The following is a 21,579-nucleotide window of genomic DNA, read 5'->3' as shown; positions in this document are numbered from 1 at the left end:
CGGACAACTTGAAATTCATTGGTTGTCAAAATTGCTCGGGCGTACCCTTTTTTGCGGATGACAATATATCGGTGCTTGGAGAGGCGCCGCGCATTGCCACCAGCGCGCCGCCAGCGTTCCCGGCTGCTTGGGGCGTTCACTCAACCCGCAAAAAATCCACAACATGAAAAAACTTTTGCTTGCAGCGGCAGCCGCGATGCTCGTCGCTTCCATGTCCCATGCCGACGCCCAGACGGTGTCACCGAAGCGCGAGATGCGCGGCGTATGGATCAGCACCCACCTGAGCCTGGACTGGCCGAACCGGACCCAGACCCCGGCACAGCAGCAGGCCGCGCTCAAGCTCATCCTCGACCACAACAAGGCCACCGGCATGAACGCCGCCTTCCTGCAGGTGCGCAGCCAGGCCGACGCCATGTACCCGAGCAGCTACGAGCCGTGGTCCTACTACCTGACCAACAACCAGGGCAGTGCGCCATCCCCGGCCTGGGACCCGCTGGCCTACGCGATCGATGAAACCCGCAAGCGCGGCATGGAGTTCCACGCCTGGATCAATCCCTACCGCGCGGTGGCCACCGTGGCCAACCAGGGCAATACCGCGCAATACGCGGCCAACCACGTGTCGCGCACGCACCCGGAATGGATGCTGACCGTCGGCACCGTGAAGATCCTGAACCCGGGCCTGCCGCAAGTGCGCGACCACGTGGTGAACGTGATCATGGAGATCGTCAACCGCTACGACGTCGACGGCATCCACTTCGACGACTATTTCTACCCGGCCGGCACCATCCTCGACGACGAGGCCTACAACCTTGATCCGCGCGGCTTCCCGAATACGACAGTTGGGCGCGCCGACTGGCGCCGCGATAACGTCAACATGCTGATCGCGCGTGTGAACGACAGCATCCGCGCCGTGAAGCCGTGGGTGAAGTTCGGCGTCTCGCCCTCGGGCATCTACCGCAGCAGCACCGATCCGGCCATCGGCTCGCCGACCTCGAGCGGCGCCTCGCAGCACTACAGCAGCATGTTCGCCGACAGCCGCAAGTGGATCCAGCAGGGCTGGGTCGATTACCTGGTGCCGCAGGTCTACTGGTACATCGGCCAGGCGGGCTCGGACTACAAGCTGCTGGTGCCATGGTGGAACGACAATGCCTACGAGCGCCACATGTACATCGGCCTGGCCGACTACAAGATGAACACTGCCGGCTGGCTTGATGCGAACCAGGTCAACAACCAGATCGCGATGAACCGCGCGCACGCGAACATTTCGGGCCAGATCCACTTCCGCCACGCCTTCCTGCAGGGCGACGTGCTGGGCTACCGGACCTCGCTCAAGAACAGCACCTATGCGCGTCCGGCGCTGCTGCCGGTGATGGGCTGGAAAGGTTTGCAGGCGCCCGGCGCACCGGCGCAGCTGGTGGCGGGCAGCAGCGACAATGTAGTGCAGCTGGCGTGGGCGCCGGCGCAGGACAGCGCGGACGAATTCGAAAAGACCCGCAAGTACGCCATCTATCGCTCGCAGCAGCGCGAGATGGACCTCGAATCGCCGACCAACCTGCTCGGCGTGACCGACACCGCCACCACCAGCTTCGCCGACGCGGGCGCGAACGGCCAGTATTACTACTACACGGTCACGGCCCTGAACCGCCTGAGCGTCGAGAGCCCGCGTGCGAACACGGTCAGCAACGATTTCGAGGCGCCCGTGGTGCGTACGCGCGATGTCGCGCTGGCGCTGGCCAATGGCACGGCCTCGGTCACGCCGGGGCAGCTCGATGGCGGCACGAGCGACAACTGGAGTATCGAATCGCTGAGCGCATCGCGCACCAGCTTCTCGTGCTCCGACATTGGCGCGCAGAAGGTGGTCTTGAATGCCGTCGACAAGGGCGGCAACAGCGCCAGCGGCGAAGCGGCCGTGCAGGTGGAAGGGCATGTTCCGCAGCCGGCGATCAGCGTTGTTGCGGGCGAGGGAGAGGCGACCGGGCTGCCGGCCAACACGATCACGCTGGGGTACGGGCCGCAGAGCGTGCAGCTCACGGCGAGCGATGCGGCTGGCGCTTCTACCTTCGCCTGGAGCCCGGCGGGCGGCCTGTCGTCGACTTCAGGCGCCGTGACGACCTTTGCGCCGACCGGTGCGGGGACCTTCAGCTTCACCGCGCAGGCCACAAGCCCTGAGGGCTGCTTCGCTGCGGCCACGGTGACCGTGCCGGTGATCGACGCGCGCTGCGGTGACGGCAAGGTGCTGGTGTGCCACAAGACGGGGAGCAGCAGCAATCCGTCGACCCAGGTCTGCGTGTCGCCGAATGCGGTGAAGGCGCATTTGAAGAAGGGGAGTGTGCTGGGGGCGTGTACCTAATCTGTAGGGTGGGCGGGTCTTCCCGCCCACGCGGTGATAGGTGCAATGTAAACCAGCGAACGGGCTGCAGCACCGTAATTTGAACGCGTGGGCAAGGTAATTCAGGGCAATGCCCTGAATTACGAATTGCCCACCCTACGGGTAAGCGACGGCTCTTAAGTGATCGGCATTAGGGCATTGTCCGAAGTTACCCCGCCCACGCTAGGTCTATCCCGTATTCCGCAACCCCGCAGCCACCCCATTGATCGACAAGTGAATCCCCCGGTGCACCCGCGGATCCGCGTTGTCGCCCAGCGAGCGGCGGCGGTGGATCAGCTCGACCTGCAGGTGGTTCAGCGGATCGAGGTAGGCGAAGCGGTTCTGGATCGAGCGCGCCAGCAGCGGGTTGCCCACCAGCCGTTCGCTGGTCCCGGTGATCGCTTCCAGGCAGCGCAAGGTCTCGCCATGCTCGGCCGTGATACGGCGGAAGATCCGCTCGCGCAGCGCCACGTCCGCCACCAGGCCAGCGTAGCGTGACGCGATCGCGAGGTCGGTCTTGGCCAGCACCATGTCCATGTTCGACAGCAGGGTGGCGAAGAAGGGCCACTCGTTGAACATCGTGCGCAGCTGCGCCAAGCGGTCCTCTTGCTCGCCCTCTGCCAGCCAGCCGGCGACGGCGGCGCCGAAACCGTACCAGCCCGGCAGCAGCAGGCGGCACTGGCCCCAGGAGAAGCCCCAGGGAATCGCGCGCAGGTCTTCGATGCGGCGCGTCGACTTGCGCGAGGCCGGGCGCGAGCCCAGGTTCAGCTCCGCGATCTCGGCGATCGGCGTGCCTTCGAAAAAGTAGTCCGTAAAGCCGGGCGTCTCGTAGACCAGGTTGCGGTAGGCCCGGTAGGCCCGTTCGGACAGCTCCGCCATCACGGCTTCGAAACGGGCCAGCTGTGCATTACTCGCGTCGTCCGCTGCGCGCGGGCTCAGGCTCGCTTCCAGGGTGGCGGCCACCAGCAGCTCCAGGTTGCGCCGGCCGATCTCGGGGTTCGAGAACTTCGAGGCGATGATCTCGCCCTGTTCGGTCAGGCGGATCTGGCCGTTGACGGTGCCCGGCGGCTGGGCGCGAATCGCGTCATAGCTCGGGCCGCCGCCGCGGCCGACGGTGCCGCCGCGTCCGTGGAACAGGCGCAGCTTGACCTTCTTTGCCGCGAATACGTCGACAAGTTTGAGTTCGGCCTGGTACAACTCCCAGTTCGAGGTGAGGAAGCCGCCGTCCTTGTTCGAGTCCGAATAGCCGAGCATGACTTCCTGCAGGCGGCCCTGCTTATCGATCACGCTTTCCACCAGCGGCAGCGACATCCATTCGTCCATGATGCCGGCGGCGCGCTGCAGGTCGGGGATGGTCTCGAACAGCGGGATCACCATGACGTCGCAGCCGCCCGCGGATGCGCGCATCAGGCCGGTTTCCTTCTGCAGCAGCAGCACTTCCAGCAGGTCGGACACCGTCTCGGTATGCGAGATGATGTAGTTGCGGATCGCGCGGCTGCCGTAGCGCAGGCGGATCTCGCGCGCGGTGCGCAGGATCGCCAGTTCGCCATTGGTCTCGTCCGAATAGGCCTCAAAGGGCAAGTACAGGGGACGCGGCTGCGCCAGTTCCGACTGCAGGAGCGCTACCTTGCGCGCTTCGTCGAGCCCGGCATAGTCGGCTTCGACGCCGGCACGCGCGAACACCTCGGCCAGCACGCGCTCGTGCACGTCCGAGCTCTGGCGCATGTCGAGCGAAGCCAGGTGGAAGCCGAAGATGCGCGCGGCGCGCTTCAGGCCCGACAGGCGCGGCTCGACCAGCACGGCGCCATGGTTGGCGCGCAGCGAGTCGGCGATGACCTCGAGGTCGGCGGCGAACAGGCCGGCGTCGAGATAGGGCGGGGCGTGCCCGACTTCCTTGCGCAGGATGTGGTCGACACCCAGTTCGCGCGCGGTGGCGGCCAGCCGCGCATAGATGCCGATCAGGGCGCGGCGGTAGGGTTCGTCGCTGCGGTGGGGCGAGGAATCGGTGGACCCGTCGGCCAGCGCCTGCATCGCCGGCGTGACTTCGACCATCAGCGTGGAGGTGGACAGCTCGGCGCCCAGCGCGTGCACTTCTTCCAGGTAGAAGTCGAGGATGGTGGTGGACTGGCGCACCAGCGCGTGGCGCATGGTGTCGGCGTTGACGTTCGGGTTGCCGTCGCGGTCGCCGCCGATCCAGCTGCCCATCTGCAGGTACTGGGCGTCGCCGATCTGCGGCGCTGCGCCTTTGTAGCGTTCAGCGATCTCGGCTTCGATGTCGTCGTACAGGCCGGGCACTTCGCGCAGGAAGGTAATGCGGTAGTAAGACAGCGCGTTGTCGATCTCGTCGGCCACGGTCAGCTTGGTGTAGCGCAGCATGCGGGTCTGCCACAGGGTGGCGATGCGCGCATGCAGCAGCTGCCCGTTGCGCTGCAGCTCCTTGGGCGTCAGGCCGCGGTCGCGCTCGGCCAGCAGGCGCGCGATGTCGTGCTCCGCATCCAGGATGCTCTTGCGCTGCACCTCGGTCGGGTGGGCGGTGAGCACCGGCGAGATCAGGGCATCCTTGAAGAAGCCCTCGACCAGGTCTTGCGGCACGCCGGCGTCGCGCAGCTTGCACAGGGCGTAGCCGACGCTGCCCTGGCGCGGGTCGGCGCCGCGCAGCAGGTGGGCGCGGCGGCGGCGGATGTGGTGCTGGTCTTCGGCGATGTTGGCCAGGTGCGAGAAATACGAGAACGCGCGCACCACCGAGATGGTCTGGTCGCGCGTGAGCTTGTGCAGTAGGGCGGTGAGCTCCTTGCCCGCCTCGGCGTCGTCTTCGCGGCGGAAGCGCACCGCGGTCTGGCGGATGGTCTCGACCACCTCGAAGACATCAATGCCTTCCTGGTCGCGCAGCACGTCGCCGAGCAGGCGGCCAAGCAGGCGGATGTCTTCTTTCAGCGGCGCGTCCTTGTCATTGGCGGAGGCGCCGGGGTTTGCTGATGCAGCAGGATTATCCATATCGACCACATTTAAATTGATTGTGCCATGGCGGTTGGCCATCGTCCGCAAGAGGGCCCATGCTAAAATTTATGATCTTATGCAAGGGCCAGGTACCGGCATCGTCCTGGTGGGCCAGATGACAGTGAAAGAATCCGTGTTGAATGCAACTGAAACGGCGCAGCAAGCGCCCGCGAAGCTGATTATCGCATCCCGCGAGAGCCGCCTGGCCATGTGGCAGGCCGAGCATGTGCGCGATCGCCTCGCCGAATTATATCCGCAGTGTAGTGTCGAAATTCTCGGAATGACAACACGGGGCGACCAGATCCTGGACCGTGCGCTGTCCAAGGTCGGCGGCAAGGGCCTGTTCGTCAAGGAACTCGAAGTGGCAATGGCCGAGGGCCGCGCCGACCTCGCCGTGCACTCGCTCAAGGACGTGCCGATGGACCTGCCGGAAGGCTTCGAGCTCGCCGCCGTGCTCGAGCGCGAAGACCCGCGCGACGCTTTCGTGTCGAACGACTACGCCAGCCTGGCCGAGCTGCCGCCGGGCGCCATTGTCGGCACCAGCAGCCTGCGCCGCCAGGCCCTGATCGCGACGCGCTATCCGCAGCTCGTCATCAAGCCGCTGCGCGGCAACCTGGATACCCGCCTGGGTAAGCTCGACCGCGGCGAATATGCCGCCATCATCCTGGCGGCGGCCGGATTGATCCGCCTCGGCCTGCCTGAACGCATCCGCGCCGTGCTCGAGCCGGAAGACAGCCTGCCGGCGGCCGGGCAGGGCGCAATGGCGATCGAGATTCTGGGCGCCGCCCGCAGCGACGGCGTCGACCTGCGCGCGGTCCTGGCCCCGCTGAACCACGACGCCACCGCGCGCGCCGTCGCGGCCGAGCGCAAGGTGTCGAAGATTTTCGGGGGCAGCTGCCAGATCCCGCTGGCCGCCTTTGCGACCGTCGAGGGCACGGCCATGCGCCTGCGCGCCATGGTCGCCACGCCCGACGGGCTGCGCAGCGCCCATGCCGAAGTGGCCGGCTCGTGGGAGCATCCGGAATTCCTCGGCGAGCAGGTGTCGATCCTGCTGGAAGCCCAGGACGCGCACGCGATCCTGGATGCCTGCAAGCAGGAGGCGGCAGCGCTTGACGCGGCCTCCGCTACCGGCCAGGATGCCTGACCGGGCGGTTGTCATCACCCGGCCGCGCGCCCAGGCAGGCGCGCTGGCGCAGGCCGTCGCCGGCATAGGACGCAGGCCGGTCGTGCTGCCATTGCTCGAGATCGCGCCCCTGGCGGACCAGTCGGCGCTGCAGGCCGCGCTGGCCGCACTGGCGGATTACGCCCTGGTGGCCTTCGTGTCGCCGAATGCGGTCGATGCCGCCTTTGCCCACCTGGCGGCCTGGCCGGCGGGGGTAGCGATCGGCGTCGTCGGCGAAGGCAGCCGCGCGGCGCTGGCACGCCATGGCGTCACCTCGGAGAATGCGGTCATCCATTGCCCGCCCGATCCTGCCAACGCCGATTCGGAACACCTGCTGGCCAGCCTCGACCTGGCGCAATTCAACGGGCGCCGGGTGCTGATCGTGCGCGGCGAGAGCGGGCGCGAGCTGATGGCCGACAGCCTGCGCGCCGCCGGGGCCCGGGTCGATACCGTCGCCGCCTATCGTCGCAGCCTGCCGGTTCTGGATGATCAGCTCTCATGCCAGCTTTCCGCCTTGCTGGCGGAGCCGAACGACTGGATAATCACGAGTTCGGAAGCATTGCGCGGGCTGGCCGCGCTGGTGCAGGAGCTCGATCCGCTTGACGGATTGAAGCGCCTGCAGGCGCAGCACCTGGTCGTTCCGCATGCGCGCATCGAAGAAACGGCGCGTTTGCTAGGGTGTCAGCGGATCACGCTGACCGGATCAGGCGACGCCCGCTTAATTGCCGCGATACAATCACACGAATGAACGAATTGCCTAACAATCCAGAACCGATTCCTCCTGCCAACGTCGTCGTGCAGCAGGCGCCGCCGCGCGCTCCGACCGGGCAGGGCCTGCTCCAGACCCTGCAGCGTCCGCTGCCGGCCGCGGTCGCCATCCTCGCAGTGCTGCTGGCCCTGCAGACCTGGAGTTCGCACAGCCGCATCAATTCGCTACGCAAGGACATGGCGCAGAGCCTGCAGAAGGGCAATGCCGTCAATGCCGAAACCGCGGCGCTGGCGCGCGAGGTCTCCGACACGGCCAAGGAATTGCAGATCAAGGTCGGCGTGCTGGAAAGCCGCCAGTCCGAAGCCCAGACCCAGACCCTGGCGCTCGAGCAGCTCTACCAGGACCTGTCGAAGAACCGCGACGAATGGGCGCTGGCCGAGATCGAACAGGTCTTGAGCACCGCCAGCCAGCAGCTGCAGCTGGCCGGTAACGTGCAGGGCGCCCTGATCGCGCTGCAGAATGCCGACCGTTCGCTGTCGCGCTCGGACAAGCCGCAATTCCTGAACATCCGCCGCGCCATCGGCGCCGACATCGACCGCCTGAAGGCGATGCCGGCGGTCGACCTGGCCGGCGTGGCGCTGCGCCTGGATGGCGTGATCGCCCATGTCGACACGCTGCCGATGCTGTCCGACGAAAAGCCGCTGCTGCCGGCCGCGCCGGTGCGCAGCACCCGCACCAAGGCGACCCTGCCGGAGTCGCTGACCCTGGTCCAGCGCGTCACCCAGACCTGGCGCAACTGGAGCCAGGAGATGTGGGACGACGTGCGCCAGCTGGTTCGCGTGCGCAGCGTCGACACGCCGGAAGCGCTGATGCTGTCGCCGAGCGAAGCCTTCTTCGTGCGCGAGAACCTCAAGCTGCGCCTGCTGAACGCGCGCCTGGCGCTGCTGTCGCGTAACGAAGCGGCCTTCCGCGACGACCTGAACAGCGCGCAGGACATCATGCTCAAGTATTTCGACACCCGCTCCCGCGCCACCCAGTCGGCGCAAAGTGCGTTGCGCCAGGTGCAGGCGAATAACCTGACGATCGAGATGCCGACCCTGTCCGAGAGCCTGAACGCGGTGCGCAACTACAAGGCGAAGGGCTGAGATGCGGCTTCTTCTCTGGTTAGTCGCCCTGATGGCTACGGCCATCGGCATCGCCGTGACGGCGCGCTTCAATCCGGGCAACGTGGTGCTGTTCTATCCGCCGCACCGGCTCGACATGTCGCTCAACCTGTTCGTGGTGCTGCTGGCCCTGCTGTTCCTGGTCGCCTACGGCCTGGTGCGCGCACTCAACGCCACCCGCAAGATGCCGCAGCGCGTGGCCGCCTACCGCCAGCGCAAGCGCGAGCGTGAAGGCAACAAGGGCTTGCGCGATGCGCTCAAGGCCCTGTTCGAAGGCCGCTTCGGCCATGCCGAAAAAGCCGCCATGCGCGCCGCCGAGCTGCCGGAAAACACCGGCCTGGCCGCGCTGATCGGCGCCCGTGCCGCCCACCGCATGCGCGAACCAAGCCGGCGCGACGCCTGGCTGGCGGGCGTCGCCCACGACAATGGGCTGAAAACCGCACGCCTGATGACGGTCACCGAACTGCTGGTCGACGACCACCAGCCGGAAGCCGCGCTGGAAGCGGTGGCCGAACTCAATGCCAGCGGCCAGCGCCACATCCACGCGCTGCAGTGGTCGATGAAAGCCAACCAGCAGGCCCGCAACTGGCCTGAGGTGCTGCGCCTGGTGCGCATTTTAGATAAGCGCAAGGCGCTGCATCCGGCGCTGTCGACCCGCCTGCGCGAGCTGGCCTACGAGGCCCTGCTGGGCGCCGAGGGCCATGACGCCGAATCGATCCGCCGCGTCTGGGCCGGCGTGCCCGCGCCGGACCGCACCGTGCCCTATATCGCGGCGCGCGCCGCCGGCGCCTTCAATGCGCGCGGCCTGCACGACGAGGCACGCGCCATCGCCGAAGACGCGCTGCGCGCCAACTGGGACGACCGCGTGGTGCGCGCCTACCGCGAAGCAGCCGGCCCGGCCGGATCGCCGACCCTCTTGACCCAGATCGAGCATTGCGAAACCTGGCTCAAGGAGCGTCCGCGCGACGCCGAACTGGCGCTGACCCTGGGCTCGCTCTGCCTCAAGCAGAAGCTGTGGGGCAAGGCCCAGCGCTACCTGGAAGGGGCACTGTCGGACGCCACCGAAGCGCCGATGGTGCGCGAGGCGCACCTGAAGCTGGCGCAGATGCATGAGGCGCTGGGGCAGGAGGCCGAAGCGGCGAATCACTACAGGCAGTGCGCCCTGGCCAGCATCCTGTAGGGTGGGCGGCTCGTGATTTGGTCCACTGGACCAAATCACCCCGCGCGTTCAACCGGACCATGAATCATCGCGCCAGAATTTTATGACGCGTCGTTATCCGGTCAATGTTGAACGCCGCTATTGTTCACGCACCGGTTGAACGCGCGGGCGGGAAAACCCGCCCACCCTACGGTACCCCGATGCGACACCGCGATGCCCCTTTCGCTATAATGTCAAACTTTCACCGAATCCCAGTAACCAAGGAACATCCATGAGCCTGAATAACGTCCCAGCCGGCAAAGACGTGCCGAACGACTTCAACGTCATCATCGAAATCCCGATGAACGCCGACCCGGTCAAGTACGAGGTCGACAAGGACAGCGGCGCGATCTTCGTTGACCGCTTCATGGGTACCGCCATGCATTACCCGTGCAACTACGGCTACGTGCCGCAGACCATCGCCGACGACGGCGACCCGTGCGACGTGCTGGTCATCACCCCGTTCCCGCTGCCGCCGGGCGTCGTGGTGCGTTGCCGCGCGCTGGGCGTGCTGAATATGACCGATGACGGCGGCGGCGACGCCAAGGTGATCGCGGTGCCGGTCGAGAAGGTGCTGCCGATGTACAAGAAGATCCAGTCGCTGGACGACGTGGAAGAGCTGCGCCTGCAGCAGATCCAGCACTTCTTCGAGCACTACAAGGATCTCGAGCCAGGCAAGTGGGTCAAGATCGAAGGCTGGGCCGACAAGGAAGCCGCACAGGCCGAGATCGTCGCCGGCGTGGCAGCGTTCAAGAACAAGGCCCAGGCCTAAGCTGTTCCGCTCGTAAGAAAAAACCGGCGCCCCTCGTGGGGACGCCGGTTTTTTTTCGACTGTCGATCAGGCAGCTTTACCAGCCGATGTCCTGCAGCAGCGGGAAGCTCAGGTCGCGCGGCGGCGTCACCACATGCTCCAGGTCGGAGTTGATCGACGGCTCCATCAGCTGGTTCGGCTTGGCTTCGGTGGTGTAGTGCGATACCGAGGAACCCGGCGAATAGATGCTGGGCGTGTACATCAGGATGCGGCGCTGGGTATCGGTGCCGGCCAGTTGCGACGGGTCGATGGCGAGGGTGGCGACCACGCCCGACTTGCTGCGCGAACGCTGCTGCAGTGCGGCCTTGATCGCGACCCCATCCGACAGCGTGATCCGCACCGCCGGGATCGTGATCGTGGGGTCGTCGCCGCTCAGCCCGATGACGTCGCCCGGCGCGTTGTCCACCACCACCATGGCGATCGCGCCGGCGGCCTGCACGTTGCGCGCCTTGAGCGTGAAGTCGCAGGCGCCGCGGTCGACCACGGCGACATTGTTGCGCACCGCCAGAGCGTTGGCGGCGTTGAGTGGCGTGCAGGCCAGGCCGGCGCCATTGGCCTGGTCGACGACCGGCATCAGCTGGCCGCTGACCGGCGTGGTTCCCAGCGGTGGGCCGAAGGACGCGTCGCCCACGTAGTAGTCGCCCCTGGCCGAGCCGGCATTGGCCCCGCCGATGTCCAGGTTCGAGCGCGGCGCCAGCACCGTGGGCACGGCCGCATTCACGTTGGGACCATTCCACGACAGCCCGCGCCAGTTCACGGCCGAGGAGGCGCGCTGGGCGTCGGTCAGGGCGACCCAGGGCGTGTTGTCGCGGTTGTCCACCAGGTGGTAGTCCCATTCCGAGGGCAGTCCCAGGAAGAGCGCGCCCGTCTCGTCGTCGGTGAGCGACAGGAACCCGAGGCCGTGCGCCATTTCGTGCAGCAGCACCGCGACCAGGTCGATCTGGCCGGCGGCGTTGTTGTCCAGTCCCAGGTAGAAGGGGGAACCCGGCAGGCAATCGGGGAACAGGCCGAGCCGCGAGTTGAAGCGCGCGATGATGTGCGGGTCGGTCGGCGCGGTCAGGTCTTCGCCCGCCAGCTTGGCTGCCAGCGCGCCGACATACCAGGTGCTGGGGCGCGGCGCGTTGGGAAAATCGGTCCAGGCTTCGGTCGGGCCGGCCGAACCGAGGACCGCGCCGCCCGCGTTGCACGCCAGCGGGACGAAGCCCGCGCCGACCCGGATCGTGACGCTGCTGTCGAGGGTTGCGCCCCAGATGGCGGCGGCATGCTGGAAGGCGATCAGGCGCTGTTCGCCCAGGGTGGTGCCGGGGTTGCCGCCAACCGGCGCGGCCGGCGTCGGGTCGTTGAAGCCCACGCCCGGTGCGTTCAGGTTGACGATGACGATGTTGGCGGCGGCCTGCGCGGCGCCGGCGCCGGCCAGCGTGAAGGCCAGGGTCGACGCCAAGCTTGACGCCAACACGGCCGCCATGCGGCGCAGGGAATTAACGGCTTTCATGGCGGCGCTCCTCTGGCTTGGTGGCGGGGGCCGGCTTGGCAAGGGCACCGTCGACGTCATGCGTGCCGTGGACGCACTGGCCGGCGAGCTTGCCGTCGCTGTCGCGCGTCACGACCGAATACACCATGTGGCGCTCGCCAAGGCGTACCGAACGCCGTCCGCCCGGACCGACGACGATCTTGGGCGGGGTCGCGGCGGCAGCGGCGGCGGATGCGCTCGGGCGCGGCTGCAGGGCGCGGGCCTCAAGCGGGGTCGGGGCACGCAACTTGCCGGTTTCGGCGTCGCGCACGACGACCATTCCCTGCTCGGACGCGGGGGCCGGGTCCTGCTGGGAGGCAGCGGCCGGCAGCGCCAGCGCGGCCAGCGGCAGGAAGAGCATCAGTGTGAAGATGGGCATGTCAGTCTCCTGAGGACGGTTATTTGCGCAGGCGGCGGGCAGTCGCCCCGACGGCGCCGAGGCCGGCCAGCAGCATCAGCCAGGACGAGGGTTCCGGCACGGCGGTTACCACCCGCACGGCATCCAGGCCGACATAGTCGAGCGTGGCGGCGTCGCCGAGGAAGCGGAAAGCGAAGCGTCCTTCTCCCTGGACATCCAGGTTGGTCGTCCATCGCGCCCAGTCGCTGGGAAAAGTCAGGTCGCCGCCGATGGTCAGCAGCAGCGTGTCGAAGCCGTCGGCGCTGGTATTGCTACCGAAGCCGAAGCGCACCTCGAGCTGGTCGAAGAAGCCCGTCTCGCCGCTGCGGTTGGTATGGAACGACAGGGTGCTCAAGCCGTTCAGGGTGAGCGTCGGCGTGATCAGCCAGTTGTCGACCACGCCCATGCCGTTCGCGGCATTCAGGTAGTTGGCGGCGATATAGGCATTGTCCGGTCCGTTATAAGAAGTGAACACGTCGGTATTGCCCTGGAACCAGCCGGTGCCGGGCGGGACGCTGCGGTTGATCTGCGCCCAGTCGGACAGGTTCGCGACATTGCGGAAGCCTTCGTTGAGCACGACGAGTTCGGCAGCGTGGCCGGGCAGCGGCGCCACGGCAGCCGCGGCAAGCAGCACCGCGCCGGAGAGCGAGGTAAGTCGGTTCATGATTCCCCTTTCAAGCAAGCCAGAAGGATGGCGGTCGACTCGCGCTGGCTGACGGCGAGGCCATAGTTGCTTTTATGGTAAGAGCAAGATGATAATAAATATTGACGTGTGTTTAACGTTCGGAGACAAGCGCTGAGTACGGCTCAAGGGAGGGGAAGGTTGGAAATCTTGGGGGAAATAAAACGGCCTCCGCGATGGGAGGCCGTGGGGTGCTGCAAAGAAATTGGGTTCCCGCCTGCGCGGGAAGTCATTGCTGCCAGTGGCAGCAATGACGGTTTATCAGCTAACTAATCAGGAGTTTGGTTGCTGCCTGCGGCCTTGGAACGTCGTCCCGGCGCAGGCCGGGACCCAAGGTCAGGTAAAACAGACCTTGCGCCTATTTCTTCCTCCCCGCCAAATACCCCCTCAACCGCATCTTTCCCACAATCCCGATCGGGAAGAAGTAAATCGACAGGATGAACAGCACGCCCAGCCACAGCATCCAGCGGTCCGGATGCAGTGCTGCTGCCAGGACCGGCACGCCTTCCAGCGCGCTGGAACCTGCGCCCATCAGCTCCTTCAGGTAGTTCTGCGCAATGATGAAGAGCGCCGCGCCGACCACCGCGCCATACATCGTGCCCATGCCGCCGATGACGACGATCAGCAAAATGTCGGTCATCACCTCGAAGCCGAGCGAGGTCTTCGGCCCAACGTAGCGCAGCCACAGCGCCATCAGCGCGCCGGCCAGCGCGGCCACCAGCGCGGCCAGGCAGTTGGCCCAGATGCGGTACACCATGGTGCGGTAGCCCAGCGCCTCGGCGCGGAATTCGTTCTCGCGGATCGCCTGCAGCACCCGGCCGAACGGCGAATTCACAAGGCGCAGCAGGAACAGGAACAGCAGCAGGCAGCCGAAGAACACCAGGTAGTAGCTGAGCAGCTTGCCGTCGATCGAGCGCCCGAACACTTCGTTTTCCATGAAGGTGTAGCCGGGGGTGAGCACTTCCGGCACGCTGAAGGTGACGCCGTCTTCGCCGCCGGTGAAGTCCGACAGCTGCGAGGCCAGTACGGCAAACGACGACGCAACGGCCAGCGTGATCATGGCGTAGAAAATGGCGCGCACGCGCAGCGCGAACAGGCCGACCACCAGTGCCAGCGCCAGCGCCACCACCAGCGCGATGGCGAGGCCGCCGAGCGCCGCGCCCCAGGTGGCTTCGTCGACGCGCGCCAGCCCCAGGCCGATGCCGTAGGCGCCGATCCCGTAGAACATCGTGTGGGCAAACGAGACGATGCCGGTATAGCCGAGCAGCAGGTCGTAGGACGCCACCAGCACGATGTAGACGCAGATCGTGGCGGCGGTGTTGAGCGGGCGTGCACCCGTGGTCAGGAAAGGCGCGAAGGCCAGTCCCAGCAAGATCAGGAGCAGGACGGCGGTCAGGACGCGGCTGCGCGGCAGGTCGCCGGAAAGAAGTCGATGCAGCATGGCGTCAGCTCCGCATTTTCGAGTACAGGCCGGCCGGGCGCCACAGCAGGATCGCGATCATCAGGATGATGTTCGAGACCAGCGCGACCTTCGGGGCCAGGAAGCCGGCATAGTTGGCGACCAGCGCCATGAGCAGGGCGCCGATGAAGCAGCCGCCCACCGAACCGAGCCCGCCGATGATGATGACGATGAAGATCATCACCATGATCTCGCCGCCCATCGCGGCAGTGAGGGTTTCCTTGTACAGGCCCCACAGCACGCCGCCCAGGCCGGCCAGGCTTGAGCCGGCCGCGAACACCGCCACGAACAGGCGACGGATGCGGTAGCCGAGCGCTTCGACCATCTCGCCGTTCTCGACGCCGGCGCGGATCAAGAGACCGATCTTGGTGCGGTTCAGGGTCAGGAACATGCCTACGAAGACCACCAGCCCGACCGCCACCGCAACCAGCCGGTACTTCTCGATGGCCGCGTCGCCCAGGAAGATCGCGCCGCGCAGTGCGGTCGGCAGCGGCAGGGCGATGGTTTCGGCGCCCCAGATCACGTGGATCAGCTGTTCGGCCACGATCATGCCGCCCATGGTGATGAGGATCTGCTTCAGGTGCTGGCCGTAGACCGGCTTGATGATGATGCGCTCGAAGGCCCAGCCCATCAGGCCGGTGACCACCATCGCCAGCGTGATCGCCAGCGCCAGCACGCCCAGGTTGACCAGCAGCGAATCCATCTCGAGCCAGCCGCGCATCGGGATCAGCACCATGGTCGCGGCAAAGGCGCCGACCGACACGAAGGCGCCGTGGCCGAAGTTCAGCACGCTCATCAGGCCGAAGACGAGGGTCAGGCCGCTGGCCATGATGAAGATCATCATGCCCATCGCCAGGCCAGCGACGGTGAGGGTGACCCAGGTGGGGAAACTGCCGACCAGCGGCAGCATCAATAGCATCAGGGCCGGGACCAGCAGCAGCGGCGCGAGGTCGCGCGGCGCGCTGGGCAGCGGCGTGTCCTTGACGGCAAGGGGTAGGGTGGCGCTCATTGTGGTTCCTATTGGTGTGAATCCAGCGACAGCCCGAGCAGGCGCTGTTGCAGCTCATCGTTGGTGGCAAGTTCATCCATCGAACCGGCATGCACGACGCGCCCGTCGTCCATCACGCTGACCGTATCGCCCAGCGAGCGGACGAAATTGAAGTTCTGTTCGACCAGCAGGATGGTGGTGTCGGTTTCCTTGAGCTCGCGGAAGGCTGCGATCAGGCTCTGGATGATGGCCGGGGCCAGCCCCTTGGTCGGCTCGTCGACCAGCAGCAGCTTGCGCGGCTCGACGATCGCGCGAGCGATCGCCACCATTTGTTTCTGGCCTCCCGAGAGGTTCCCCGCGGGGTAGTTCCAGAACTTCTTCAGGGCCGGGAAGAAGCCGCAGATCCAGTCGACTCTCGCCTGGTCGAGCGGTCCGCTGCGCGCGGCCAGGTACAGGTTTTCGCGCACGGTCAGGTCCGAGAACACCGCCATGCTTTCCGGGACATAGGCGATACCCAGGCGCGCGATGTCGGGCGTGGCCATCTTCGTGATGTCGCGGCCCTCAAAGAGGATGCTGCCGGCGCTGGCCTGCCACAGGCCCATGATGGTGCGCAGGGTCGTGGTCTTGCCGGCGCCGTTACGCCCCAGCAGGACCGACAGGCCGCCGCGCGGAACCAGCAGGTCCACGCCCTGCAGGATGTGGTACTGGCCGATGTGGGTGTGCACGCCGGACATCGTCAGGAGCGGGGGCGCCAGGGGCTTGGCGGGTTCAAGCATGTTCGGTTTCGGGTGTTCCAAGATAGGCTTCCTGTACGATCTTCGATTGCATGACCTCAAGTGGATTGCCGTCGGCGACCAGCGTGCCGTTGTGCAGCACGATGATGCGGTCGGCCAGGGCGCGCACCACGTCCATCTTGTGCTCGACCAGCAGCACGGTCTTGTTGCGCTCCGCCTTCACCGACTGGATCAGGTCGAGCACCACCGGCACCTCGTCCACGCTCATGCCGGCGGTCGGTTCGTCGAACATCATGATGGAGGGTTCCAGCGCCAGCAAAATCGCCACTTCCAGCTTGCGCTGGTCGCCGTGCGAGAGGGTGCCGACCCAGGCATCGCGCTTGCCAGACAAGGCCACACGCTCCAGGTAATGCTCGGCGCGCGCAATCAGCTCCTTGTGGCTGGACCAGATCGAGAAGAAATTCAGCCCCATGCCGGCGCGGCTCTGCACCGCCAGGCGCACGTTCTCGATGACAGTCAGGTTCGGGAACAGGTTGGTGAGCTGGAAGGCGCGGCCGACACCGAGGCGCGTGCGCCTGGCGGCGCCGGCGCGCGTGATGTCCTGTCCGTTCACGAAGACCTGGCCCGAGGTGGCGGGCAGCTGGCCCGACACCAGGTTGAAATAGGTGGTCTTGCCGGCGCCGTTCGGGCCGACGATGACCGTGAGCGTGCCGGGATAGAAGTCGGCCGTCACCCCGTTCACCGCGACGTGGCCGCCGAAGCGGATGGTCAGGTCGCGGGTCGACAGGGACGGTTGCTGGTTGCTGTTGCCTTGCATGTCAGCGCTTGTTCCGCACCGGCAGCGGCAACTCGGTTGCCGGGATTTCGCGCACCAGTTCCAGCAGGTCCCATTCGTGCTTCTGGTCTTTCTTGATGCGGAAGTGGTACATCGGCTGGATCGCCTGGTGGTCCTCCTTGCGGAAGCTCATCCTGCCTTTCGGGGTCTCGAAGGCCAGGCCTTCCATCGCCGCCACCATCTCGTCGCCGTTCTTCGCGTTCGGCACTTTCGACAGCGCCGCGTGCACGGCGCTGGCCGCGGCCATGCCGCCTGCAGTGAACATATCGGGCGGCATCTTGTAGCGCTTGGTGTGCTCGGCCACCAGCCAGTCGTTCATCGGGTTCTTCGGGAAGCCGTGGTAATAATAAATCGTGCCCTCGGTGCCGGCGTACTGCTTCCAGGTCTTCATCACCGGCAGGATGTTCCCGCCCGGGACCAGCGAGATGCCGTAGCGCCCAGGCTTCATGTCGGCGATCTTGTTCATCGGGTTCGGGCCGGCCCAGACGATGGCCAGCACGCGCGGCTGCGGTTTGTCTTTCAGCGCGTCGAACAGGCGCTGGGTCGAGGCGGTGAAATCGGTGGTGGTGGCCGGCGCGTATTCCTCGTGGATCACCTTGGCCTTGCTGCCGGTGGAGACCAGGGCTTCCTTGCCGGCCTTGATGGCGTCGCGCCCGAACGCATAATCCTGGGCCAGGAAGCCGATGCTGCCGCTTTTGAGGGTGCTGGCCGCGGCCAGCGCATCCTGCATCGAGCTGCGCGCAGTGCGGAAGACGTATTTATTCCACTTGTCGCCGGTGATCGCGTCGGCCACGGCCGGTTCGACGATCAGCACCTTCTTGTATTCCTTCGCTACCGGCAGCATGGCGATCGCCGAGCCAGACGAGGTGGTGCCGACCGCGATGTCGACCTTGTCGTCGCCGTAGGCCTCGGCCAGCAGGGTGCGGCCGAGGTCAGGTTTACTCTGGTCGTCCTTGACGATGACCTTGATCTTGCGGCCATTGATGGCCATGGTGCCCTTGGTGAGGTATTCGAGGCCCATCATGAAGCCGGTCTCGGTCTCCTTGGCATAGGCTTCGAGCGGGCCGGTCTTGCCGGCGATGAGGGCGATCTTCAGGTCCTTGCCCTGGGCGAAAGCGCCCGGTGCGGCGGTGGCTGCAAACGCGGCAAGGATAGCGGCGGAAAGGGGTTTGATCAGGTGTTTCATGGGGTCTCCTTCTATAGTCCTCAGGGTACCGTGGCCAGGAACTGGCGGATGGCGTCCAGCGCGGCAGGCTCGGTGAGCATGGGCGCGTGGCCGACATCGGGTACTTCGGCATACTGCAGTTCGGGGGCCGCCTTGCGCATCCAGCTGGCCTGCTCGGGTTCGACCAGGTCGGACAGCGCGCCGCGCACCAGCAGGGTAGGGCGGCGCCGTGCCAGGCGGCGGAACGCCATGCGCGCCGCCAGCGAGGTCGGGCGCAGCTTGCCCGTCTGGATCGCCGTGGCGATATTCGGATCGTAACGCAGAGCCAGCTGTCCGTCATCCTTCTGTTCGAAGGCGCGGCGCGCCCACTTGCCCCATTCCTCATCGCTGTTGGCGGGGAAGGCGCAGGCATTGATGTCGCGCAGGTAGGCCGCTGCCTCGTCCCACGAAGCGAGCGTGCCGCAGCGGCCCGCATAGCCGGCAATGCGGGCCAGGCCGCGTAACGACATCACGGGGCCGATGTCGTTGATGATGGCGCCCGCGATCAGGTCGAGGTGGCGCGCCGCCAGGGTCATGGTAATCAGGCCGCCCATCGAGGTGCCGACGAAAACGGCGCGGGCAATCCCGAGATCGTCCATCAGCTTGACGATGTCGCCGGCATAGACCCCCGGGTTGTAGTTGTCCGGGTTCGGGTCGCGCGCCGAGTTGCCGCGGCCGCGCACGTCGACCGCGATGACGCGCCGGCCTATGGCCGCCAGCTCGGGGGCCAGCTCGTCGAAGTCAGCCGAATTACGCGTCAGGCCATGGATGCAGATGACCGGCAGCCGCGCCGGTCCGCCTGCGGCCGGATAGTCGCGTGCGTACAGCGCCAGCCCGTCGCTGCTGGAATAGCTGATTGGTGTGAAAGTGGACACGCTGGCTTATCCTGTGAGTCGGTCGGAATGCGGTAGTTCGGGTAAAAACAGGCTGCAACCGGCCCGGCCGGCGCGCTTTTCCAGGGAAAAGGCGCCAGCCAGGCGGTGCTGCCTGGTGAAACGGAAGCTTAGAAGCGGTACTCGAGCGTTGCCGAGACCTGGCGTGGGTTGCCGTAGAACGCGGTCAGGGTGCCTTCGTTGCCCAGGGTCGGGAACAGGTAGCCGCCGGTCTTGTAGTGCTTGTCGCCCAGGTTCTTGCCGTGCAGGCCGGCGCGGATCTTGCCGTCGGCACGGGTCCAGACGATGCTCGCGTCATACAGCTTGTATGATTCCTGGTCGATCAGCGACGCGGTTTCGAACTGCGCGGTGGCACCCTTGTGCGAAGCGCTGCCGACCAGCGAGAGCTTGCCGTCGCGGCCCATGAGCGGCAGCGGGATGTCGTAGTTGAAACGCAGGTTGGCCGAGTTCTTCGGGGTGTTCTGGAACTTGCGCGCGCCAGCCACGTTCACGCCGGCCGCGAAGTATTCCTTGTACTCGGCATCGATGTAGCTGTACATGCCGGCAAGCATGAAGTTCGAGGTGATGTTTGCCACCGCTTCCAGTTCGAGGCCCTTGATCTTGGCCTTGCCGGCATTGGTGGTCACGCCGGCGAAGCTGTCGTCGCGGCCGTCGCCGTTGGTGTCGATCGCCACCGAGCCCGGGATCTGCACGTCCTGGTAGTCGCTGTAGAACACCGCGGCGTTGGTCGTGATGCGCCCGCCGTTGAAGGCCGACTTCAGGCCCAGCTCATAGGTTTCGATGGTTTCCGGCGCATAGCCGGCGCGCGCCACGGCCAGCGGGATGCGGGTGCCAACCACGTTCAGGCGCGGATCGAAACCGCCGCCCTTGAAGCCTTCGGAATACGAAGCATAGACGTTGTGGTTCGGGCTGAACTTGTAGTTCACGGCCACGCGCGGGGTGAATTTCTTGTCCTCCCGGCTCAGGACGCCGCCACGCAGGTCGGTATCGGTGCGGAACAGGATCGCGCCTGCATTGCCCAGGCCCGGCGAGCCGTTGGCGCCCAGGTAGATCTGGCGCAGCACTTCGGCGTCGCGCTGGTCGACGGTGTAGCGGCCCCCCAGCGACAGGCTCAGGGCATCGGTGATGCTGTAGCTGCCGTCGGCATAGATGGCCCAGGCTTTGGTGTCGATGTCGCCGCTGGTGAAGGTCGAGGTCGGGACGGCGCCGGCCAGGATGGTGTCGAACTTGTTGAAGGCATTGGCATCGATGTAGTAGATGCCGGCCACGCCCTGCAGCCGGTCGCCCGTGTAGGTGAGGTTGAATTCCTGGCTGAACTGCTTGTTGGTGTAGAGGGCGGGCACGTGGAAGTCGGTCACGCCCAGCGAATCGAAGTCGATCGGGGCGTACGACTTGTCCTTGCGTGCCGCCGTGATCGATTTGACCGACCACTCGTTGTTGAGGGTGTAGTCGACGGTGGCCGAAACGCCGTGCGCCTTGACTTCCTGGTCCTTGCCGAGCGCCTGCATCAGGTTGGCGCGGGTGTCGAAGACATTGCCCAGGATCGGCGCGGCGCTGGTGCGGCCGACGATCAGGCGGTGGCCGTTCTTCGGGCTCGAGTCGTCCTGGGTGGCGTCGCCGGCGATGCGGATGAACAGGTCCTGGGTCGGGGTGAACTCGGCCGAGAGGCGGGCCGCGGTGACATCCTTGTCGTAGTTTTCGCCGCCGGTGGTCAGGTTCTTGCCGAAGCCGTCGCGCTTGAAGCGGGCGAAGGTGCCGCCGATGCGGGCGGTGTCGGAGATCGGGGTGCTGGCGGTGGCGACGATTTCCTTCTGGCCAAATTCGCCGATGGTGGCGCGCAGGCGGGCATCGGTTTGCGGGGCCAGCTTGCGGGTCACGTACTTGACGGCGCCGCCGATGGTATTGCGGCCGTACAGCGTGCCCTGCGGGCCGCGCAGCACTTCGATGCGCTCGACGTCATAGATGTCGGCCACGGCGGCCTGCGGGCGCGCCAGGTAGATGTCGTCGATATAGATACCGACGCCGGCTTCGAAGCCGGCCAGCGGGTCGGCCTGGCCGACGCCGCGGATGAAGGCGGTCAGGGTCGAGTTGGTGGCGCGCGAGGCCTTCAGGGTGGTGTTCGGCAGAGAGGTTGCCAGGGCGGTGATGTCCGGCGTCGCCACTTTCGAGAGCTGGTCGGCGCTGAAGGCGGTGACCGAGACCGGCACGTCCAGCAGGGTTTCTTCGCGGCGGCGGGCGGTCACGACCACCCGGTTCACGCCTTCTTCGGCATTTGCGGCCGACGGGGCGCCGGTCGCATCCTGGGCGTAGACAGGGGCACCGCCCGACAGGACGAGTACCGCAATCGCCGACTGGATTGCAGGGTTCAGCAGCTTCATTTTGTTCTTGGTCAGACGCATCGATGTCTCCTAATTTTTGATAGCGGCATGCGTTCAGGTTGTCGCATGCCGAGCAGTGTGCCTCGGTTGA

General features: G+C 66.2%; 17 protein-coding genes. 6 read left to right on the top strand and 11 right to left on the bottom strand.

The annotated features are described in order from the left end of the window. The first annotated feature begins 163 nt into the window (after window positions 1-163). On the top strand, window positions 164-2,350 hold the full coding sequence (locus HGB41_RS11130; protein ID WP_171084208.1) for a family 10 glycosylhydrolase: 2,187 nt from the start codon (window positions 164-166) through the stop codon (window positions 2,348-2,350). 207 nt (window positions 2,351-2,557) lie between these two features. Here the strand turns inward: HGB41_RS11130 and ppc are convergent, their stop codons facing one another. Next, the gene (gene ppc / locus HGB41_RS11125) at window positions 2,558-5,362 is read right to left on the bottom strand and encodes a phosphoenolpyruvate carboxylase (RefSeq protein ID WP_171084206.1); all 2,805 of its coding nucleotides are present in this window, start codon (window positions 5,360-5,362) and stop codon (window positions 2,558-2,560) included. Window positions 5,363-5,480: 118 nt separating this feature from the next. Between ppc and hemC the strand changes: the two genes are divergently transcribed. The 5 genes from hemC (at window position 5,481) to ppa (ending at window position 10,369) form a co-directional block, all read left to right on the top strand. Next, a complete protein-coding gene (gene hemC / locus HGB41_RS11120) occupies window positions 5,481-6,509 on the top strand; it encodes a hydroxymethylbilane synthase (RefSeq protein WP_171084867.1) in 1,029 nt (342 codons plus the stop codon). Continuing rightward, window positions 6,502-7,275, top strand: a complete 774-nt coding sequence (locus tag HGB41_RS11115; protein WP_171084863.1) for a uroporphyrinogen-III synthase — start codon at window positions 6,502-6,504, stop codon at window positions 7,273-7,275. The genes hemC and HGB41_RS11115 overlap by 8 nt, the downstream gene beginning before the upstream one ends. Then, a complete protein-coding gene (locus tag HGB41_RS11110) occupies window positions 7,272-8,381 on the top strand; it encodes a uroporphyrinogen-III C-methyltransferase (protein ID WP_171084203.1) in 1,110 nt (369 codons plus the stop codon). Before HGB41_RS11115 ends, HGB41_RS11110 begins: the two co-directional genes overlap by 4 nt. 1 nt (window position 8,382) lies before the next feature. After that, window positions 8,383-9,579, top strand: a complete 1,197-nt coding sequence (locus HGB41_RS11105; protein WP_171084202.1) for a heme biosynthesis protein HemY — start codon at window positions 8,383-8,385, stop codon at window positions 9,577-9,579. 250 nt (window positions 9,580-9,829) lie between these two features. Next, window positions 9,830-10,369, top strand: coding sequence for an inorganic diphosphatase (gene ppa, locus HGB41_RS11100; RefSeq protein ID WP_171084200.1), 540 nt, complete (start codon window positions 9,830-9,832; stop codon window positions 10,367-10,369). Window positions 10,370-10,445: 76 nt separating this feature from the next. On the opposite strand, the gene HGB41_RS11095 is transcribed toward ppa, so the two are convergent. The 10 genes from HGB41_RS11095 to HGB41_RS11050 all read right to left on the bottom strand — a co-directional run bounded on the left by HGB41_RS11095 (window position 10,446) and on the right by HGB41_RS11050 (window position 21,509). Beyond that, a complete protein-coding gene (locus HGB41_RS11095; RefSeq protein ID WP_171084197.1) occupies window positions 10,446-11,900 on the bottom strand; it encodes a PA domain-containing protein in 1,455 nt (484 codons plus the stop codon). Continuing rightward, window positions 11,887-12,297, bottom strand: coding sequence for a post-PEP-CTERM-1 domain-containing protein (locus HGB41_RS11090; protein ID WP_171084195.1), 411 nt, complete (start codon window positions 12,295-12,297; stop codon window positions 11,887-11,889). The genes HGB41_RS11095 and HGB41_RS11090 overlap by 14 nt, the downstream gene beginning before the upstream one ends. 19 nt (window positions 12,298-12,316) lie before the next feature. Further along, window positions 12,317-12,979: a choice-of-anchor J family PEP-CTERM protein gene (locus HGB41_RS23475; RefSeq protein WP_171084192.1), complete on the bottom strand. Its 663-nt coding sequence runs from the start codon at window positions 12,977-12,979 to the stop codon at window positions 12,317-12,319. A gap of 376 nt (window positions 12,980-13,355) precedes the next feature. Beyond that, window positions 13,356-14,438, bottom strand: a complete 1,083-nt coding sequence (locus tag HGB41_RS11080) for a branched-chain amino acid ABC transporter permease (RefSeq protein ID WP_171084187.1) — start codon at window positions 14,436-14,438, stop codon at window positions 13,356-13,358. Window positions 14,439-14,442: 4 nt separating this feature from the next. Next, window positions 14,443-15,465, bottom strand: a complete 1,023-nt coding sequence (locus HGB41_RS11075; RefSeq protein WP_171084186.1) for a branched-chain amino acid ABC transporter permease — start codon at window positions 15,463-15,465, stop codon at window positions 14,443-14,445. A gap of 8 nt (window positions 15,466-15,473) precedes the next feature. Further along, a complete protein-coding gene (locus tag HGB41_RS11070; protein WP_212760905.1) occupies window positions 15,474-16,220 on the bottom strand; it encodes an ABC transporter ATP-binding protein in 747 nt (248 codons plus the stop codon). After that, entirely contained in the window at window positions 16,213-16,995 is a 783-nt protein-coding gene (locus HGB41_RS11065) for an ABC transporter ATP-binding protein (protein ID WP_171084185.1), read from the bottom strand. Before HGB41_RS11065 ends, HGB41_RS11070 begins: the two co-directional genes overlap by 8 nt. Before the next feature lies 1 nt (window position 16,996). After that, window positions 16,997-18,199 carry a substrate-binding domain-containing protein gene (locus HGB41_RS11060; protein ID WP_171084183.1) on the bottom strand — a complete coding sequence of 401 codons (1,203 nt, stop codon included), beginning with the start codon at window positions 18,197-18,199 and terminating at the stop codon, window positions 16,997-16,999. 20 nt (window positions 18,200-18,219) lie between these two features. Continuing rightward, the gene (locus HGB41_RS11055; protein WP_171084180.1) at window positions 18,220-19,092 is read right to left on the bottom strand and encodes an alpha/beta fold hydrolase; all 873 of its coding nucleotides are present in this window, start codon (window positions 19,090-19,092) and stop codon (window positions 18,220-18,222) included. Window positions 19,093-19,220: 128 nt separating this feature from the next. Continuing rightward, on the bottom strand, window positions 19,221-21,509 hold the full coding sequence (locus tag HGB41_RS11050) for a TonB-dependent receptor (RefSeq protein ID WP_171084176.1): 2,289 nt from the start codon (window positions 21,507-21,509) through the stop codon (window positions 19,221-19,223). Window positions 21,510-21,579 lie beyond the last annotated feature (70 nt).

Source organism: Telluria aromaticivorans, assembly GCF_013003915.1.
GTDB classification, from domain to species: domain Bacteria; phylum Pseudomonadota; class Gammaproteobacteria; order Burkholderiales; family Burkholderiaceae_D; genus Telluria; species Telluria aromaticivorans.
The sequence above is the reverse complement of the archived record's forward strand: the minus strand, read 5'-3'. Positions and strand labels throughout refer to the sequence as shown.

What these genes read in the sequence shown, in the direction of transcription:
- HGB41_RS11095 (WP_171084197.1), bottom strand. Translation starts at nt 11,900, where the DNA reads ATGAAAGCCGTTAATTCCCTGCGCCGCATGGCGGCCGTGTTGGCGTCA.
- HGB41_RS11060 (WP_171084183.1), bottom strand. Translation starts at nt 18,199, where the DNA reads ATGAAACACCTGATCAAACCCCTTTCCGCCGCTATCCTTGCCGCGTTT.
- HGB41_RS11065 (WP_171084185.1), bottom strand. Translation starts at nt 16,995, where the DNA reads ATGCAAGGCAACAGCAACCAGCAACCGTCCCTGTCGACCCGCGACCTG.
- ppc (WP_171084206.1), bottom strand. Translation starts at nt 5,362, where the DNA reads ATGGATAATCCTGCTGCATCAGCAAACCCCGGCGCCTCCGCCAATGAC.
- HGB41_RS11090 (WP_171084195.1), bottom strand. Translation starts at nt 12,297, where the DNA reads ATGCCCATCTTCACACTGATGCTCTTCCTGCCGCTGGCCGCGCTGGCG.
- HGB41_RS23475 (WP_171084192.1), bottom strand. Translation starts at nt 12,979, where the DNA reads ATGAACCGACTTACCTCGCTCTCCGGCGCGGTGCTGCTTGCCGCGGCT.
- hemC (WP_171084867.1), top strand. Translation starts at nt 5,481, where the DNA reads ATGACAGTGAAAGAATCCGTGTTGAATGCAACTGAAACGGCGCAGCAA.
- HGB41_RS11070 (WP_212760905.1), bottom strand. Translation starts at nt 16,220, where the DNA reads ATGCTTGAACCCGCCAAGCCCCTGGCGCCCCCGCTCCTGACGATGTCC.
- HGB41_RS11080 (WP_171084187.1), bottom strand. Translation starts at nt 14,438, where the DNA reads ATGCTGCATCGACTTCTTTCCGGCGACCTGCCGCGCAGCCGCGTCCTG.
- ppa (WP_171084200.1), top strand. Translation starts at nt 9,830, where the DNA reads ATGAGCCTGAATAACGTCCCAGCCGGCAAAGACGTGCCGAACGACTTC.
- HGB41_RS11130 (WP_171084208.1), top strand. Translation starts at nt 164, where the DNA reads ATGAAAAAACTTTTGCTTGCAGCGGCAGCCGCGATGCTCGTCGCTTCC.
- HGB41_RS11110 (WP_171084203.1), top strand. Translation starts at nt 7,272, where the DNA reads ATGAACGAATTGCCTAACAATCCAGAACCGATTCCTCCTGCCAACGTC.
- HGB41_RS11075 (WP_171084186.1), bottom strand. Translation starts at nt 15,465, where the DNA reads ATGAGCGCCACCCTACCCCTTGCCGTCAAGGACACGCCGCTGCCCAGC.
- HGB41_RS11050 (WP_171084176.1), bottom strand. Translation starts at nt 21,509, where the DNA reads ATGCGTCTGACCAAGAACAAAATGAAGCTGCTGAACCCTGCAATCCAG.
- HGB41_RS11105 (WP_171084202.1), top strand. Translation starts at nt 8,383, where the DNA reads ATGCGGCTTCTTCTCTGGTTAGTCGCCCTGATGGCTACGGCCATCGGC.
- HGB41_RS11115 (WP_171084863.1), top strand. Translation starts at nt 6,502, where the DNA reads ATGCCTGACCGGGCGGTTGTCATCACCCGGCCGCGCGCCCAGGCAGGC.